Annotated in this window: 14 protein-coding genes; 8 read left to right on the top strand and 6 right to left on the bottom strand. The window is 67.9% G+C overall.

Translation table 11 applies throughout. The annotated features are described in order from the left end of the window. Window positions 1-73 precede the first annotated feature (73 nt). From AZOLI_RS07500 to AZOLI_RS07525, 6 genes are read left to right on the top strand one after another with little or no spacing between them, the layout of a single operon-like run. Complete coding sequence (locus AZOLI_RS07500; protein ID WP_014248003.1) at window positions 74-1,264, top strand: D-alanyl-D-alanine carboxypeptidase family protein; 1,191 nt, start codon at window positions 74-76, stop codon at window positions 1,262-1,264. An 11-nt stretch (window positions 1,265-1,275) separates the two neighbouring features. Next, a complete protein-coding gene (tmk, locus tag AZOLI_RS07505) occupies window positions 1,276-1,950 on the top strand; it encodes a dTMP kinase (protein ID WP_014248004.1) in 675 nt (224 codons plus the stop codon). Beyond that, window positions 1,947-3,080: a DNA polymerase III subunit delta' gene (locus AZOLI_RS07510; protein ID WP_014248005.1), complete on the top strand. Its 1,134-nt coding sequence runs from the start codon at window positions 1,947-1,949 to the stop codon at window positions 3,078-3,080. Before tmk ends, AZOLI_RS07510 begins: the two co-directional genes overlap by 4 nt. 48 nt (window positions 3,081-3,128) lie before the next feature. Further along, the gene (gene metG, locus AZOLI_RS07515; RefSeq protein WP_014248006.1) at window positions 3,129-4,679 is read left to right on the top strand and encodes a methionine--tRNA ligase; all 1,551 of its coding nucleotides are present in this window, start codon (window positions 3,129-3,131) and stop codon (window positions 4,677-4,679) included. A gap of 9 nt (window positions 4,680-4,688) precedes the next feature. Next, on the top strand, window positions 4,689-5,483 hold the full coding sequence (locus tag AZOLI_RS07520; protein WP_014248007.1) for a TatD family hydrolase: 795 nt from the start codon (window positions 4,689-4,691) through the stop codon (window positions 5,481-5,483). After that, a complete protein-coding gene (locus AZOLI_RS07525; protein ID WP_014248008.1) occupies window positions 5,480-6,289 on the top strand; it encodes an MBL fold metallo-hydrolase in 810 nt (269 codons plus the stop codon). The genes AZOLI_RS07520 and AZOLI_RS07525 overlap by 4 nt, the downstream gene beginning before the upstream one ends. Before the next feature lie 165 nt (window positions 6,290-6,454). On the opposite strand, the gene AZOLI_RS07530 is transcribed toward AZOLI_RS07525, so the two are convergent. From AZOLI_RS07530 to AZOLI_RS07540, 3 genes are all read right to left on the bottom strand, one after another. Next, entirely contained in the window at window positions 6,455-7,552 is a 1,098-nt protein-coding gene (locus AZOLI_RS07530; RefSeq protein ID WP_014248009.1) for a TRAP transporter substrate-binding protein, read from the bottom strand. 503 nt (window positions 7,553-8,055) lie between these two features. Beyond that, a complete protein-coding gene (locus AZOLI_RS07535) occupies window positions 8,056-8,439 on the bottom strand; it encodes a hypothetical protein (RefSeq protein ID WP_014248010.1) in 384 nt (127 codons plus the stop codon). Window positions 8,440-8,471: 32 nt separating this feature from the next. Continuing rightward, window positions 8,472-10,610, bottom strand: coding sequence for a sensor domain-containing protein (locus tag AZOLI_RS07540; RefSeq protein WP_014248011.1), 2,139 nt, complete (start codon window positions 10,608-10,610; stop codon window positions 8,472-8,474). Between the two features lie 195 nt (window positions 10,611-10,805). Here AZOLI_RS07540 and recO point away from each other — a divergent pair, with 195 nt between their 5' ends. Continuing rightward, window positions 10,806-11,528 carry a DNA repair protein RecO gene (recO, locus tag AZOLI_RS07545; protein ID WP_014248012.1) on the top strand — a complete coding sequence of 241 codons (723 nt, stop codon included), beginning with the start codon at window positions 10,806-10,808 and terminating at the stop codon, window positions 11,526-11,528. 20 nt (window positions 11,529-11,548) lie between these two features. Then, a complete protein-coding gene (gene parC, locus AZOLI_RS07550; RefSeq protein WP_014248013.1) occupies window positions 11,549-13,774 on the top strand; it encodes a DNA topoisomerase IV subunit A in 2,226 nt (741 codons plus the stop codon). Window positions 13,775-13,983: 209 nt separating this feature from the next. Here parC and AZOLI_RS07555 read toward each other — a convergent pair whose 3' ends face one another. The 3 genes from AZOLI_RS07555 to fliM are packed head-to-tail and all read right to left on the bottom strand — an operon-like array spanning window position 13,984 to window position 16,735. Further along, the gene (locus AZOLI_RS07555) at window positions 13,984-15,006 is read right to left on the bottom strand and encodes a magnesium transporter MgtE N-terminal domain-containing protein (RefSeq protein WP_014248014.1); all 1,023 of its coding nucleotides are present in this window, start codon (window positions 15,004-15,006) and stop codon (window positions 13,984-13,986) included. Beyond that, the gene (locus AZOLI_RS07560; protein WP_014248015.1) at window positions 15,003-15,665 is read right to left on the bottom strand and encodes a DUF6468 domain-containing protein; all 663 of its coding nucleotides are present in this window, start codon (window positions 15,663-15,665) and stop codon (window positions 15,003-15,005) included. Before AZOLI_RS07560 ends, AZOLI_RS07555 begins: the two co-directional genes overlap by 4 nt. Then, complete coding sequence (gene fliM / locus AZOLI_RS07565) at window positions 15,662-16,735, bottom strand: flagellar motor switch protein FliM (RefSeq protein ID WP_012974444.1); 1,074 nt, start codon at window positions 16,733-16,735, stop codon at window positions 15,662-15,664. Before fliM ends, AZOLI_RS07560 begins: the two co-directional genes overlap by 4 nt. Window positions 16,736-16,753: the final 18 nt, after the last annotated feature.

Genomic DNA, 16,753 nt, shown 5'->3' on the forward strand with positions numbered 1-16,753 from the left:
ACCGGCCAGCCGAAACCCACCTCGACCGCTCTGCCGAGCGCCTGTGACCGAGTGCCCTTGGAGGATTGTTGCCATGAACGCTGTTGTCGTCCGCCTGTGCGCCGTTTTCGGCCGTTCCGTCGCTGTCGCGGCCGGAATCGCGATGGCCGGGGCCACGATAGGCGCCGGCATGACCGCGGCCCAGGTCCAGGCCGCGACCATCGACACCATCGCCAAGCAGGCGATCCTGCTCGACCTGACCTCGAACACCGTGCTGTTCGAGAAGAACGCCGACGAGCGCATGGCGCCGTCGTCGATGAGCAAGATCATGACCGCCTATCTGACCTTCGAGGCGATCAAGGCCGGCCGCCTGACGCTGGAGAGTTCGCTGCCGGTCAGCGAGCGGGCGTGGCGGATGCAGGGCTCCAAGATGTTCGTGGAGCTTCACAACAACATCAAGGTCGACGACCTGATCAAAGGCATGATCGTCCAGTCCGGCAACGACGCCTGCATCGTGCTGGCCGAGGGTCTGGCCGGGTCGGAAGGCTCCTTCGCCGAGCAGGCGAACCGCAAGGCGCGCGAGCTGGGGCTGAAGAACACCAACCTCGTCAACTCCACCGGCTGGCCCGACCCCAACCACTACATGACGGCCCGCGATCTGGCGCTGCTGGCCGAGCATCTGATCAAGGACTTCCCGGAATACTACCATTATTATTCGATCCGGGAGTTCAAGTACCACGGCATCAACCAGGGCAACCGCAACCCGCTGCTGTATCGCGGCATGGACGTGGACGGCATGAAGACCGGCCACACCGACGCCGGCGGCTATGGCCTGACCGCGTCGGGCGAGCGCGAGGGGCGCCGCCTGCTGCTGGTCGTCAACGGCCTGCCCAGCATGCAGGCGCGCGCCGACGAATCGGCCCGCCTGATCGAATGGGGCTTCCGCGAGTTCGCCTCCTACACGCTCTACAAGGGCGGCGAGACCATCGAGCAGGTGCCGGTCTGGCTGGGCGAGCAGGAGACCGTTCCCGTCACCGTGCCGCAGAATCTGAGCGTCACCATGGGCCGCGCCGACCGCCCCGGCATGAAGGTGTCGCTGGTCAGCAACGCCCCCGTCGCCGCGCCGATCAAGAAGGGCGACACGGTGGGCAAGCTGGTGATCTCCGCCCCCGGCTTCCCGGGCAAGGAGGTGCCGGTGGTGGCCGCCCAGGACGTGCCGAAGGCCGGCATCTTCGGCCGCGCCTTCGCCGCCGCCAAGTACCTCGTCTTCGGCAACAGCCTGTGACCGTGACGACCATGCCGACCGCCTCAATTCCCGGCCATCGCGGGCGCTTCATCACGCTGGAAGGCGGCGAAGGGGCCGGCAAGTCGACGCAGCTGCGCCGGCTGGCCGAGACCCTGCGCGAGGCCCTGCGCGCCCGCGGCCTTGAGTTGGTGACGACGCGCGAGCCGGGCGGGTCGCCGGGAGCCGAGGAGATCCGCGGCCTGCTGGTGACCGGCGAGACCGGACGCTGGAGCCCGGTGACGGAGGCGCTGCTGCACACCGCCGCCCGCCGCGACCATCTGGAACGCACGGTCTGGCCGGCGCTGGAGGCCGGGAACTGGGTGCTGTGCGACCGCTTCTTCGACAGCACCATGGCCTATCAGGGCTATGGGCTGGGGCTGGGGCGCGAGCTGGTGGAGACCTTGCAGACGGCTGCGCTGGGCGGTTTCCGCCCCGACCTGACGCTGATCCTCGACATCGACGTGGAGACCGGGCTGCGCCGGGCGGTGGCGCGCCATGGCGGCGAGGACCGCTATGAGCGGATGGACATCGGCTTTCACCAGCGGCTGCGCGACGGCTTCCTCGACATCGCCCGGCGGGAGCCGGAGCGCTGCGCCGTGGTCGATGCCGACGCCGACCTCGACACCGTGCAGGCCCGCATCCGGGACGCGGTGGCCGGGCGGCTGGGGCTGGAGCTGACGCCGTGAGCAAGGCGCGCACCCCTGCCCCGGCGGCACCCGCCGCCGAAGAGGCGCTCGCACCCCGGCGCAACCCGGACCTCGTCGGTCATGGGGAGGCGGAACGGCTGCTGCTGGAGGCGTGGAACTCCGGCCGGCTGCCGCATGCCTGGCTGATCGGCGGGACGCCGGGGATCGGCAAGGCGACGCTGGCCTTCCGCTTCGCCCGCTTCGTCCTGGCGCAGGAGCAGGCGGGCGACAGCCTGTTTGGCGGGGCCGCGCCCGTCACCTCGCTGCATATCGGGCCGGACCATCCGGTGTTCCGGCGGGTGGCGTCGGGCGGGCATGCCGACATGCTGACCATCGAGCGCCAGCGCGACGAGAAGAAGGGCCGGCTGAAGCGCGACATCGCGGTGGACGACGTGCGCAAGATCGGCCCCTTCCTGCGCCGCACCTCGGCGGAAGGCGGCTGGCGCGTCGCGGTGATCGACGGCGCCGACCGCATGAACCTGAGCGGCCTGAACGCCATCCTGAAGATCCTGGAGGAGCCGCCGCCCGGCGCCCTGCTGCTGCTGGTCAGCGACAATCCCGGCGGCATGCTGCCGACCATCCGCTCGCGCTGCCGCAAGCTGACGCTGAAGCCGCTGGCCGAAGAGACGGTGATAGACCTGCTGGGGCAGCACCGGCCGGACATCGCCGCCGACGACCGCCCGGCGCTGGCCCGTTTGTCGGAGGGCAGCGTCGGCCGCGCCATCGATCTGGCCGACGCCGGCGGGCTGGCACTCTACCGCGAGATGATCGGGCTGCTGTCCGACCTGCCGCGCCTCGACATCGTCGCGGCGCATGCCTTCGGCGACAAGCTGACCCGCAAGCAGGACGACGGGATGTTCGAGACGGCGACGGAACTGCTGGTCTGGTGGCTGGCCCGCTTCGCCCGGTCGCTCGCCCGCGGCTCCTGGCCGGCGGAGGTGGTGCCGGGAGAGGCCGCCCTGATGACCCGGTTGGCCAATGCCCCCAACCCCAATGTTCGTAGTCTTGAACGTTGGGTGGAGGTGTGGGAAAAGGTTCAGCGTCTTTTCGCGCGCGCGGAATCCGCAAACCTGGACCGCAAGCAGGTGGTCCTGAACGCCCTGTCGGCGCTGGAAACGGCCGCCGCCTAGCGTTCCTTGAGACGAGCCGACAAACCTTTTTGGAAGAAAGTGCCGCAAATGGCCGGGCCGAAGACCTTCTACCTGACGACGCCGATCTATTACGTGAACGACGTGCCGCACATCGGCCACGCCTACACGACGCTTGCCTGCGACGTCCTCGCCCGGTTCATGCGCCTCGACGGCTATGACGTGAAGTTCCTGACCGGCACCGACGAGCATGGCCAGAAGGTGGAGAAGTCGGCGGAGAAGGCCGGCATCGCGCCGCAGGACTTCACCGACCGGGTGTCGCAGAACTTCCGCGATCTCGTCTCGCTGATGAACTACTCCAACGACGACTTCATCCGCACCACCGAGCCGCGCCACGTCAAGTCGGTGCAGGCGTTGTGGACGGTGCTGAAGGATCGCGGCGAGATTTATCTGGGATCCTACGCCGGCTGGTATTCGGTCCGCGACGAGGCTTTCTATGGCGAGGACGAGCTGACCACCAGCCCGACCGGCAAGAAGATCGCCCCGACCGGCGCTGAATGCGAGTGGGTGGAGGAGCCGTCCTACTTCTTCAAGCTCTCGGCCTGGCAGGACCGGCTGATCGAGTTCTATGAGCAGAACCCGGATTTCATCGCGCCGGCCGGCAAGCGCAACGAGGTGATGGCCTTCGTCAAGTCGGGGCTGAAGGATTTGTCGGTCAGCCGCACCACCTTCAAGTGGGGCATCCCGGTGCCGGGCGACGACGCCCACATCATGTATGTCTGGCTCGACGCGCTGGCGAACTACATCACCGCCGTCGGCTATCCCGACACCACCGGCGAGTATGCGAAGTACTGGCCGGCCGACCTGCACATGGTCGGCAAGGACATCCTGCGCTTCCACGCCGTCTATTGGCCGGCCTTCCTGATGGCCGCCGGCCTGCAGCCGCCGAAGAGGGTGTTCGCCCACGGCTGGTGGACCATCGAAGGCCAGAAGATGTCGAAGTCTCTCGGCAACGTCATCGCGCCGGAGACGCTGGTCGACACCTATGGCCTCGACCAGACCCGCTATTTCCTGCTGCGCGAAGTGCCGTTCGGCAATGACGGCGATTTCTCGCACAAGCAGATGGTCAACCGGATCAACGGCAACCTCGCCAACGATTACGGCAATCTGGTGCAGCGCGTGCTGTCGATGATCGGCAAGAACTGCGGCGCCGCGGTGCCGACGCCGGGCGAGTTCACCGAAGCGGACAACGCGCTGCTGGGTGCCGCCTACGGCATGATCGACATCGTGCGGGCGGAGATCAGGGCGCAGGCCTTCCACAAGGCGCTGGATGCCATCTGGGCCGTGGTCGGCGATGCCAACCGCTATGTCGACGAACAGGCCCCCTGGGCGTTGAAGAAGACCGATCCGGCGCGCATGGCGACCGTGCTGTATGTGCTGGCCGAGACGATCCGCCATCTCGCCATCCTGACCCAGCCGGTGATGCCGGACAGCTCCGCCCGGATCCTCGACCTGCTGGCGCTGGGTCCGGATGCGCGCGGCTTCGGCACGCTGGGTCCGGCGGGGGCGCTGGTCGCCGGCACGCCGCTGCCGACGCCGCAGGGCGTCTTCCCGCGTTACGTCGAAGAACCGAAGGCCTGAGTTCCGCTTATGCTCGTCGACAGCCATTGCCATCTGGACTTTCCCGATTTCGCCGAAGAGCTGGACGCGGTCGTCGACCGCGCCCGGCAGGCCGGCATCGGGCGGATGGTCACCATCTGCACCTATATCAGCCGGTTCGACCGCATCCTGGCGGTGGCGGAGCGCTATGACGACATCCTCTGCTCGGTTGGGGTCCATCCCCATCAGGCGGCGGAGGAGTTCGCCATCACCACCGTCGAGAAGCTGGTGGAGCTGTCGCGCCATCCCAAGGTGATCGGGCTGGGCGAGACCGGGCTCGATTACTTCTATGACAAGAGCCCCCGCGACCAGCAGCAGGAATGCTTCCGCCGGCATATCCGCGCCAGCCTGGAAACCGGCCTGCCGCTGATCATCCATACCCGCGACGCCGACGACGACACCATGCGCATCGTCAAGGAGGAAGCCGCCGGACAAACGGTGAAGGGGCTGCTGCACTGCTTCAGCTCTGGCCGCGCGCTGGCGGAAGAGGCGGTGGAGTACGGTTTCAGCCTGTCGCTGTCGGGGATCGTCACCTTCAAGAAGTCGGAAGACCTGCGCGCCATCGTGAAGGACGTGCCGCTCGACCGCATCCTGGTGGAGACGGACGCGCCCTATCTGGCGCCGATCCCCTTCCGCGGCAAGCGCAACGAGCCGGCCTATGTCGCCCACACCGCGGCCTGCGTGGCGGAGGTGAAGGGGGTGTCGGCCGAGGAGCTGGCGCGCGTGACCACCGACAACTTCTTCCGCCTGTTCGACAAGGCCGCCCCAGGCAAGGCGGCTGCATGACGCTGGACGGCGCATCAACCGGCGCGATGCGCGTGACCGTCCTCGGCTGCGGCGGGTCGCGCGGCGTTCCGGTGATCGCCGGTGTGCCGGGTGGCCAGTGGGGCCGCTGCGATCCTGCCAACCCGAAGAACCGCCGCATGCGCCCGTCGGTGCTGGTCGAGAGCGGCGGGGTGTCGGTTCTGGTCGACACCTCCCCCGACCTGCGGCAGCAGTTGCTGGACAGCGGCTGTGCGCGGCTGGATGCCGTGCTGTGGACGCACCAGCATGCCGACCATTGCCACGGCATCGACGAGCTGCGCGAGATCTGCCGGCAGATGCATGCGCCCATCGACGCCTATGGCTGGGACGAGCATCTGCGCGACATCGAGATCCGCTTCCCCTATTGCTTCGATCCGCTGCCGGAGGGGTATCCGTTCTACCGGCCGGTGCTGAAGACGCACCGCATCACCGGCCCGTTCAGCGTGAAGGGGCTGGAGGTGACGCCGTTCGAGCAGGACCACGGCTATATGCGGACGGTGGGCTACCGGTTCGGCGGCTTCGCCTATTCGACCGACGTGGTGCGGCTGGACGAGCGGGCCTTCGCGGCGCTGGCGGGGGTGGACACCTGGGTGGTCGATTGCGGCCGGATCGAGCCGCCGCATCCGGTGCATGCGCATCTGGCGCTGACGCTGGAATGGATCGAACGGGTGCAGCCGCGGCGGGCCTATCTGACCCACATGGACAACACGATGGATTACGACAGCCTGCGGCGGATTCTGCCGGAGGGGGTCGAGCCGGCGTATGACGGGATGGTGATCGAGGTGTGAGGGTGGCTAGCCCCCTCCCCATCCCTCCCCCGCTTCGCGGGAGAGGGGGTAGGACGCTTGTCGGAGTGACTTAACTGCCGAAGCGGCGGCAGTCCCCTCTCCCGCCAAAGGCGGGGGAGGGTTAGGGAGGGGGCAAAAGCCTGAACCTCCCCACCCAAAAGCCCCTTACTTCTTCTTCTCGAGCGGCGGGGCCGCGTAGACGAAGCGGTCGAAGCTGTATTCGGCGACGCGGAACCACAGATACTCTTCCTCGCGGAACTTCTTCCACGCCTCGTAGACCTTGCGGAACTTCTCGTTCTTTGCGGCCTCTTCCTCGTACACCTCGATGGCGGCCTGATAGCAGGCCTGCATCACCTCGTTGGGGAAGGGGCGCAGCTGGGTGCCGGCGGCGACCAGACGCTTCAGCGCGGTCATGTTCTGGACGTCGTACTTGCCCAGCATGTCCAGCGTCGCGTCGGCGCAGGCCGCCTGCAGCGCCGCCTTGTAGGCCGGCGGCAGCGAATCGAACTTCTCCTTGCCGAACAGCATGGAGACCTGCGGGCCGCCTTCCCACCAGCCGGGATAGTAGTAGTACTTGGCGACCTTGTTGAAGCCGAGCTTCTCGTCGTCATAGGGGCCGACGAACTCGGCGCCGTCGATGGTGCCCTTTTCCAGCGCCGGATAGATGTCGCCGCCGCCGATCTGCTGCGGAACGACGCCCAGGCGGGCCATGATGGTGCCGGCATAGCCGCCGATGCGGAACTTCAGGCCCTTCAGGTCTTCGACCGTTTTGATTTCCTTGCGGAACCAGCCGCCCATCTGGGTGCCGGTGTTGCCGGCGCCGATGGCGACGAGGTTATGGCCGGCGAAGAACTCCGCCATCAGCTCCTTGCCGCCGCCATGGGTCATCCAGGCGTTCTGCTGGCGCGCGTTCAGGCCGAACGGCATCGCCGCGTCGAAGGCGAAGGTCGGATCCTTGCCGACGTAGTAATAGGAGACGGTGTGGCCGCACTCGATGGTGTTGTCCTTGACCGCATCCAGAACCTGCAGCGCCGGGACGATCTCGCCCGCCGCGAAGACACGGATCTGGAACTTGCCGTCGGTCAGCTCGGCCACGCGCTTGGACACGAACTCCGCACCACCATAGATGGTGTCGAGGCTCTTCGGGAAGCTGGAGGCGCAACGCCACTTGATCTCGGGCGAGGACTGGGCGATGGCGGGGGCGGCAAGCGTGCTGGCGGCGACGCCCACACCGGCCGAGGTCAGAAATGCACGACGTTTCATCCAGAAGCTCCCTTTGTCCGTTCTCTGTTATGCGTTGTTATGCGTTCTTGTCACCGGACCGCGACCGGACGGCCCGCAACCGGCAGGACCGGCCGCTGGCTGCAGCCGGCCGCAGCAGGTCGAGCGAAAAAGCAAAATGGCTGGATTCTAAGCCCGGCCAAGCGGACGGCACGGCAAGGGGGCGTCTTGAGGCGGGAAGTCATGGGGCAGGCGTCACGGGAACCTGATGCGTCCGCGCATGGCCAGCCCAATCGGTCCCCCGGAGTTCCGCCATGTTCCTTGCGCGTCCTCCCAACCATCCGGGTTTGCAGCCGGCCTTCCGGCCGATCCGTCCCAGCTTTCTTTCGCTGTTCGGATTATGCAGGAAGCGAACGGTCGCGATCAAGCGCGAAGCGGAATTGACGTCCGTATTTCAGGGGTTTAACGGTGCGGCGGGAAGCCGCGGAGTCCATTCGGCCGGGCCGGCGGAGCGCAGGGCGACGCCGGGGCGTCGCTCCGGCTCATCACCGCTGCATCATCGCGCTTTCCTTGCCGCAGAGGAAGAACACCTTCGAATAGACCTTCAGCAGCGCGTCGGTCAGCGCCTGCACTTCCGGGCTGCCCATGGCGCGCGGCTTGGCGGGGTCGACATGCAGGACGCAGCTGTCCTTCACGTCGTTGAAGGCGGCCAGCGCATGGATGCGGTCGGGGCGGAACTCGTCGGGGAAATTCTCGTCCATCAGCCAGAAGCACTGGAAGTTCCGGCAGGATTGCGGCCGCTCCTCGTAGATCGAGCAGCCCTTGCCCTGGTCGCAGGACGCGCACCATTTGGCCGAAGGCTTCTTCAATTCCGGCACCCCCATCAGCTTGCAGCAGAGGGTGCATTCACCGCAGTTGCGGTCGGACATCACAAACTCCAAATCAGCGGCTCGCAACGGCTTCAGGCCGGTGCTGGCAGGGCGATGTGCGCGTCTTCGGCGGCCAGCAGCCGCTCCACCGCGTCCGGCGGGGCCGGGCGGGCGAAGTGATAGCCTTGGGCGTACTTGCACAGACCGCGCAGATACACCGCTTCGTCCGCCGTTTCCACCCCTTCCGCCACGGCGTCGAGCCGCAAAATGGTGGCAAGGCCGGCGATGACCTGGACGATGGCGGCGTTGCCCTCCCCCGTCGACACCGCGCGGACGAAGCTGCGGTCGATCTTCAGCACATCCACCGGCAGCTTGTGCAGGTAGGCCAGCGAGGAATAGCCGGTGCCGAAATCGTCGATGGACAGCCGGACATCCATGTCGCGGATGCTCTGCATCAGCATCCGGCATTCGTCCGGGTCCTGCATCAGCAGGCTTTCGGTCAGCTCCAGCTTCAGGCTCGACGGCGGGATCGGCACGGCGTCCAGCAGGTCGCGCACCGCCCCGACCAGATCGTCGTCGCGGAACTGGCGGGTGGAGACGTTGACGCTCATGAACAGCGGCGCCGGCCGCGGGAAGCGCGCCTGCCAGAGCGCCAACTGTCGCACCGCCTCGCCCAATGCCCAGCGGCCCATCGGCGCGATCAGGCCGGTCTCCTCGGCCAGCGGGATGAACTCCGCCGGCGGAACCAGGCCGCGGTCGGGGTGGTTCCAGCGCATCAGCGCCTCGAACCCGGCGATGGCCCCGGTCTCCAGCAGGACGATGGGCTGGTAATGCAGGCAGAGCTGGCCCTGTTCCAGCGCGGCGCGCAGGTCGGCCTCCATCCGCATGGCGGCCATCGCCTGCCGGCGCAGATTGGCGTCGAACACGTCGATGCGCGCCCGCCCGCCGCTCTTGGCGCGGTACATCGACAGGCTGGCGTCGCGCAGCATGTCCTCCGCCCGGTCATAGCCGGTCTGGCTCAGCGCCACGCCGATGGAGGCAGTCAGCACGAGGTCGCCCCCCTCCTCCAGCGTGATGGGGCGGGAGATGGCGCGGGCCATCCGTTCCGCCGCCTCCAGCGCGTCGCCGGCATCGTCCAGTTCGTCCACCAGCACGGCGAATTCGTCGGCGGACAGCCGGGCCAGCGTGTCGCCGACGCGGCGGCTGATGTCGAGGCGCTGGGCGACGATGCGCAGCACGCGGTCGCCGGCGCTGGTGCCAAGCGCGTCGTTGATCGCCTTGAAGCGGTCCAGGTCGATGATGATCGCGGCGAAGGGCCGGGCGCCGACCCGGCGGTTGCGGTCCAGCGCCTGCCCGATGCGGTCGAGCAGAAGGGTGCGGTTGGGCAGACCGGTCATGGCGTCGTGGACGGCGTCGAACAGGATCTGCTGCTCGGCCTTCTTGCGCGCGGTGATGTCGGTCATCGAGCCGGCCATGCGGACGGCGCAGCCCCGGTCGTCGCGCACCGCCAGCCCGCGCACCAGCATCCACAACTCCGCGCCGGCCTTGTCGCGGATGCGGAATTCATGCTGAAGGTGCGGGCGCTCGCCGGTCAGGTGCAGGTCGATGGCGGAGCGCAGCCCGTCCAGATCGCCGGGCAGGACATGTTGGAACCATTCGTCGACGGTGTCGCCGATCTCGGCGTCCCCATAGCCCAGCATCGCCTTCCAGCGCGGGGAGTAATAGACCTCGCCGCTGTCGATGTGCCAGTCCCACAGCCCGTCGGCGGCACCGGCGGCGGCGAGCGCATAGCGCTCCTCGCTCTGGCGCAGGCGCTGTTCGGCGAGCTTGCGGTCGGTGATGTCGGCGACGGAGCCGACCAGCCGGATCGGATAGCCCAGATCGTCCATCACCGCCATGCCTCGGCAGACCAGCCAGCGCCATTGCGCTTTGTCGGACGCGGCGGAAACGGAATCGGCACGGCGGACGCGGTGTTCGATCTGGAAGGGCACCGACAGCCCGACCATCTGCGCTTCGAACGAGGCGTGCAGCCAGTCGATGTCCTCCGGGTGGACCAGCGACAGCCAGTCGTTCGGCCGGTTGGTCTCGCGGCTGGGATCGCCCGGGGGCAGACCGAGGAAGTCCTTGAAGCGGGGGGAGAGATACAGCGTGTCGCTGCGCAGGTCCCAGTCCCAGACGCCTTCGGAGCCGGCCTTCTCCGCCAGCAGATATCGGTCGATGTTGGTGTTCAAGACCCCTCGTCGGACCCGTTGGCGGCGAGCGATTGGTGGGGCCTCCCACCGTTGAGGTCACGATTGTAGGGAGCGTTCGGTGAAGAATCCGTGAATGCTCTCAATGCGGGCGGGACCGCTTGTCATGACCGGTTCCCTTGGGGAGATTTTTTCCTATATTAGGATAGCTCGCCACCTCATCCGCGAACGGCACCGATGGATTGGTCCGATCAGGCAATCGTTCTGTCCGCCCGCCCCCAGGGGGAAGGGTCCGCCGTCGCGACCCTGCTGACGCGCGAGCACGGCCGCCATGCCGGCATGGTGATGGGTGGCCGGTCGGCGCGCCAGCGCGGCACTCTGGAACCGGGGACGCTGGTCCACGCCCGTTGGCGCGGGCGTCTGCCGGAGCATCTCGGCCATTTCACGCTGGAGTCGGTGAAGGGCTATGCCGCCAATTTCTTCGACGACGCCCAGGCGCTGGCCGCGCTGATCAGCGCCTGCGCCCTGTTGGAGGCGGCATTGCCGGAGCGGGAGGCCCACCCCGCCCTGTTCGACGGGCTGCTCGCCCTGTTCGACCTGCTGGACAGCCCGGCCTGGGCGGAAAGCTATGTCCGGTGGGAGATCGGGCTGCTGGCGGAGCTTGGATTCGGCCTCGACCTCGACCGCTGCGCGGTGTCGGGGGCCAACGACTATCTCGCCTATGTCAGCCCGCGCACCGGCCGCGCGGTGACCGCGTCGGTGGGCGAGCCCTATCGCGACCGGCTGCTTCCCCTGCCCGATTTCCTGGCCGGGCGCGGCGGCGGCGGGCCGGCTTCGGTGTCCGACGGGCTGCGGCTGACCGCGCATTTCCTGGAACGCCACGTGCTGAACGGGCCGCTGCCGCCCGCGCGCGAAAGGCTGAGAGAACGTTACGCGAACGCGGTAGCGCGTTCCGCCTGAAACTGCTAGACCCCATCATCATGAAGCCGCAAAACCCCGCCTCCGAAATCCTGGAAAAGCCGCTGGCCGACGCGCTCGGCGAGCGGTATCTCAGCTATGCGCTGTCCACCATCATGTCCCGCTCGCTGCCCGACGTGCGCGACGGGCTGAAGCCGGTGCACCGACGCCTGCTGTTCGCCATGAGCCAGCTCCGGCTGGAACCGACGACCCCGCCCAAGAAGTCGGCGCGCGTCGTCGGCGACGTGATCGGCAAGTTCCACCCGCACGGCGACAGCTCGGTCTACGACGCGCTGGTGCGGCTGGCGCAGGACTTCTCCGTCCGCTATCCGCTGGTCGACGGCCAGGGCAATTTCGGCAACATCGACGGCGATAACGCCGCGGCGATGCGATACACCGAAGCCCGCCTGACCGAAGTCGCCAAGGCCCTGCTGGAGGGCATCGACGAGGACGCGGTCGATTTCCGCCCGACCTATGACGGCGACGGCGACGAGCCGGCGGTCCTGCCCTCCAACTTCCCGAACCTCCTGGCCAACGGGTCCAGCGGCATCGCGGTCGGCATGGCGACCAACATCCCGCCGCACAATGTCGGCGAGATCTGCGACGCGCTGCGCCACCTGATCAAGCACCGCGACGCCAGCATCGAGACGCTGGTCGGCTTCATGCCCGGCCCCGATTTCCCCACCGGTGGCGTGCTGGTCGAGTCGCGGGAGAATGTGATCGAGGCCTACCGCACCGGCCGCGGCTCCTTCCGCCTGCGCGCCCGCTGGGAGGTGGAGAAGCTGGGCCAGGGCACCTGGCAGATCGTCGTCACCGAGGTCCCCTATCAGGTGCAGAAGGCCCGGCTGGTCGAGAAGATCGCCGAGCTGCTGCTGGCCAAGAAGCTGATCCTGCTGGAGGATGTCCGCGACGAATCGGCGGAGGATGTCCGCCTCGTCCTGGTGCCGAAGAGCCGGAACGTGGATCCCGAGGTGCTGATGGCCTCGCTGTTCCAGGCCACCGACCTGGAGATCCGCTTCTCGCTGAACATGAACGTGCTGGGCGCCGACCATGTGCCGCGGGTGATGAACCTGCGCGAGGTGCTGCAGGCCTTCCTCGACCACCGGCACGAGGTGCTGGTCCGCCGGTCCAACCACCGGCTGCGGCAGATCGACCACCGGCTGGAGGTTCTCGGCGGTTACCTCGCCGCCTATCTGAACCTGGACGAGGTCATCCGCATCATCCGCGAGGAGGACGAGCCGAAGCAGGAGCTGATCCGCGCCTTCACCCTGACCGACGTGCAAGCCGACGCCATCCTCAACATGCGGCTGCGCAACCTGCGCAAGCTGGAGGAGATGGAGATCCGGCGCGAGCACGACACGCTGACCGGCGAGAAGAACGGCCTGCTGGAGCTGCTGGGCGACGAGACCCTGCGCTGGAAGCGGATCGCCGAAAGCGTGGCCGAGATCAAGAAGAAGTTCGGCGGCGGCGCGCTGGGCAAGCGGCGCACCGACGTGGCCGACGCGCCGGCGGTGATCGAGGTGCCGCTGGACGCGCTGGTGGAGCGCGAGCCGGTGACCGTCATCTGCTCCGCCAAGGGCTGGATCCGCACGGTGCGCGGCCACCTGACCGACGCGGAAGCGGAGGATGTGAAGTACAAGGACGGCGACGCCCGCGGCTTCATCGAGCGCTGCGAGACGACCGACAAGCTTCTGGTCTTCGCCAGCAACGGCAAGTTCTTCACCATCGGCGTCGACAAGCTGCCGCGCGGCCGCGGATTCGGCGAGCCGGTGCGGCTGATGATCGACCTCGGCAACGACGTCGACATCGTCGACCTGTTCCGCCACCAGCCCGGCCGCACCCTGCTGGTGGTGTCGGAGGATGGCCGCGGCTTCCGCGTGGAAGAGGCGGAGGTGCTGGCCCAGACCCGCGCGGGCAAGCAGGTGCTGAACCTGGAGGACGGCAAGTCGGCCCGCATCTGCCATCCGGTGAGCGGCGACACCCTCGCCATCATCGGCAACAACCGCAAGATGCTGGTCTTCCCGCTGGATCAGGTGCCGGTGATGACCCGCGGCAAGGGCGTCCAGCTTCAGAAATACAAGGACGCCAGCGTCGCCGACGTGAAGACCTTCACGCTGGCCGAGGGCTTGAGCTGGAGGAACGGCGAGCGGAACTTCGTCGTCACCGACCTGACCGGCTGGATGGGCGACCGCGCCGGCCAGGGCAAGATGCCGCCGAACGGCTTCCCGAAGAACAACCGGTTCCTGTGAGGGGGGGGAGTTGGGGGTGCTTGCTGGTGCCCCCACCCTCCCACGGCTTCGCCGCGGGTCCCTCCCTCCCCCGCCCTCGGCCGACCGAAGGTCGGTTCGATCGCGGGAGAGGGTAGATTCGCAAGACGGCGGCAGTCCCCTCTCCCACCGAAGGTGGGGGAGGGTTAGGGAGGGGGCACCGCTGAGTGCCCCACCAAGTAAAATCGTCCCTACTTCGGCGCCGTGATCGTTGCCGACAGCGGCACGCGGCGCTCGACCAATGCCGAGGTGACTTCCTTGGCCTTCACCGGGTCCATGGCGGCCAGGATCGGCGCGGTCTTCTGTTCCTTCATCTTCTGGATGACGCCCAGCAGAACCGGCATGTCGAGTTCCTCGAAGATGCGGGCCGCTTCCTTCGGCTTCATCGTCTCGTAGATCTTCACCAGACTTTCCAGCTGGGCCGACTGCTTCTCGTCGCCCTGGGCCATCAGCTTCTGGATGTCGGCGCGGGTCTTCTCCATCTCCGCGACCTTCTGGTCGATCCGCTTCTCGGCGGCGGCCAGCAGGGCCTCGCGCTGCTCCATCTCCTTGGTGCGGCGCTCGATCTCGGCGCGGCGCTCGGCGAAATGCTGGAGCAGTTCCTGGTTGTCGATGGGACCGAGCGGAGCCAGGGGCGCGTTCGCCGGGCCGCTCGACCCGCCGGGGGCCGGAGGAGCCTCCTTGCCGGGCTGGCCGGCGCCGGCGTTTGCAACCGGCTTGGTGGTGGCGGCAGGAGCCTGACCCGGCGGCACCTGACCCGGCGGAACCTGGGCGGGCGGCGTCGCCGGGGTGGAGCTCTGCGGCCCCTGGGCGAGGCTGACCGGGAAGTCCGGCAGGCGGGCATCATGGGTGGCGAGGCGCCACAAATCGCCGACCCGGACCCCCAGCATCATCACCGCGACGAAGATGGTCAGCGGCAACAGGCGGAAACGGAAGCCGCGCAGCCGCGCCCGCAACCGCTCGGTCAGCGGCACGCGCGGCGACGCCGGCTTGCGCGGCTTGCCCTTGGCCTTGGCCTTGCCCTTCTTCGCCGGGAGCTTGGTGCCCGCGGCGGAACGCACCGCCGGCAGTTGCGCCTGCTGGGCCTGTTGGGTCGCCAGCGTGGAGGAGGTGCGGACGCCGGTCGGCGCGGCACCGGCCGGGCGGATCACGACCTTCTGTTCCTGAGAAGCTGCCGCCGTGGCGGGCTTGCCGTCATTGGTGCGCATGGTCATCCAAGCCCCTTACCGGCATTCTCGATCGCCTGCAGAAGTTCGCGTTCGGCCCTGGACAGGCTCTCGCCATCTCTGGTGATCGGATCCCGGGCAATGGGATCGCGCGGCTCGGCAGCCGGTTCGGCACGCGCGGCGGCGCGGCGCGGCGGCGCGTCCAGCCGGGCCGGCGGCGGGGCATGGTCGTGCTCGTCCTCGGCCGGCAGGCTGCGCAGGGCCGGACGCGGCGCCACCAGCGGCGTCTTGGCCGGGATGCGCGAGGCCAGCGCCGGAGCCACGGCATTGGAGCGCCCGCCATCACGCCCGCCGCCATCGCGCCCACTGTCGCGCCGGCCGCCGTCCCGCTCGCCGACACTGCCCAGCCGGTTGGCCAGCGCGTCGGCCGCCTCGATCATGAACTCCAGCTCGTCGCGCAGGGTCTGCGCCTTGTTGACGGTGCGCTGAAGATCCTCGCCGGTGTCGCTGGCCGCCTTCTTCAGCGTGCGCACGCCGGTCTCCGCCCGCGCCATCGCATCGTTCAGGCCCTGGATCAGCTCGGCCATCTCGCCGCGACTCTCGCGCAGCGCGATGATCTGCCGGTTCAGGATGATCGCATAGGCGATGGTCGCGGCCAGCAGGCCGACCATCACGACGTCGATGACGATGGAGATCAGCGGACTCATAGCCTCATGACCTCCTGCTTGGGCAGTTCCTTTTCCAGGCGGACGGCGATATGCCCGCCCTTGCGCCCCATCCGCCCCTGGAACATCGACACGTCGCCGCAGCGCAGCTCGATGGCGCCGTCGGGTGTGGCGTTCAGCAGGATACGGGTGCCGACGCGCCAGTTCAGCACGTCGTGCAGGGTCATCGTCACCTCGTCGAGCACGGCCGACAGGTCGACGTCCGTCACCATCAGTTCGGACGCCAGGTGGGTTTCCCAGATCGAGTCACGGCCGAACTTCTCGCCCATGAACATCTGGAGCAGCAGCTCACGCACCGGCTCCAGCGTCGCGTAGGGGATCATCAGCTCCAGCCGGCCGCCGCGATCCTCCATGTCGATGCGCAGCTTGACCAGCACCGCCGCGTTGGCGGGCCGCGCGATGGTGGCGAAGCGCGGATTGGTCTCCAGCCGGTCGAAGCGGAAGGTGACGGGCGACAGCGGATCGAAGGCGGCGGACAGGTCGGACAGCACCACATGGACCATGCGTTCCACGAGGTTGCGTTCGATGGTGGTGTAGGGGCGCCCTTCGATGCGCATCGCCGCGGTGCCGCGCCGGCCGCCCAGCAGCACGTCGACGATGGAATAGATCAGGGCGGAGTCGACGACCATCAGGCCGTAATTGTCCCACTCCTCCGCCTTGAAGACCGACAGCATCGCCGGCAGCGGGATGGAGTTCAGGTAATCGCCGAAACGGACCGAGGAAATCTGGTCGAGGCTGACCTCGACGTTGTCGGAGGTGAAGTTGCGGAGGCTGGTCGACATCATGCGGACGAGGCGGTCGAACACCACCTCCAGCATCGGCAGGCGTTCGTAGTTGACCAGCGCCGAGTTGACCAGCGCCATGATGCCGGAGTTGTCGCCGTCGCCGGCGCCACCCTGGTCGAAGCCCAGCAGGCTGTCGATCTCGTCCTGGTTCAGGACGCGGGTCGACCCGCCGCCGCCCACTTCGCCGACATCGCCGCTGTCCTCGGCCAATGCCGCCCATTCCGCGGCAAGCCGTTCCTCTTCGCTCAGTTCACCGGTGTCGCTCATCGGTCCACATCCCCACCT

Origin of the sequence: Azospirillum lipoferum 4B (assembly GCF_000283655.1) — a bacterium.
In the GTDB taxonomy this organism is placed as follows: domain Bacteria; phylum Pseudomonadota; class Alphaproteobacteria; order Azospirillales; family Azospirillaceae; genus Azospirillum; species Azospirillum lipoferum_C.

Bases quoted from the DNA above. Each gene is read 5' to 3' on its own strand.
- AZOLI_RS07500 (WP_014248003.1), top strand. From the start codon at position 74: ATGAACGCTGTTGTCGTCCGCCTGTGCGCCGTTTTCGGCCGTTCCGTC.
- tmk (WP_014248004.1), top strand. From the start codon at position 1,276: ATGCCGACCGCCTCAATTCCCGGCCATCGCGGGCGCTTCATCACGCTG.
- metG (WP_014248006.1), top strand. From the start codon at position 3,129: ATGGCCGGGCCGAAGACCTTCTACCTGACGACGCCGATCTATTACGTG.
- AZOLI_RS07520 (WP_014248007.1), top strand. From the start codon at position 4,689: ATGCTCGTCGACAGCCATTGCCATCTGGACTTTCCCGATTTCGCCGAA.
- AZOLI_RS07525 (WP_014248008.1), top strand. From the start codon at position 5,480: ATGACGCTGGACGGCGCATCAACCGGCGCGATGCGCGTGACCGTCCTC.
- AZOLI_RS07530 (WP_014248009.1), bottom strand. From the start codon at position 7,552: ATGAAACGTCGTGCATTTCTGACCTCGGCCGGTGTGGGCGTCGCCGCC.
- AZOLI_RS07535 (WP_014248010.1), bottom strand. From the start codon at position 8,439: ATGTCCGACCGCAACTGCGGTGAATGCACCCTCTGCTGCAAGCTGATG.
- recO (WP_014248012.1), top strand. From the start codon at position 10,806: ATGGATTGGTCCGATCAGGCAATCGTTCTGTCCGCCCGCCCCCAGGGG.
- parC (WP_014248013.1), top strand. From the start codon at position 11,549: ATGAAGCCGCAAAACCCCGCCTCCGAAATCCTGGAAAAGCCGCTGGCC.
- AZOLI_RS07555 (WP_014248014.1), bottom strand. From the start codon at position 15,006: ATGACCATGCGCACCAATGACGGCAAGCCCGCCACGGCGGCAGCTTCT.
- AZOLI_RS07560 (WP_014248015.1), bottom strand. From the start codon at position 15,665: ATGAGTCCGCTGATCTCCATCGTCATCGACGTCGTGATGGTCGGCCTG.
- fliM (WP_012974444.1), bottom strand. From the start codon at position 16,735: ATGAGCGACACCGGTGAACTGAGCGAAGAGGAACGGCTTGCCGCGGAA.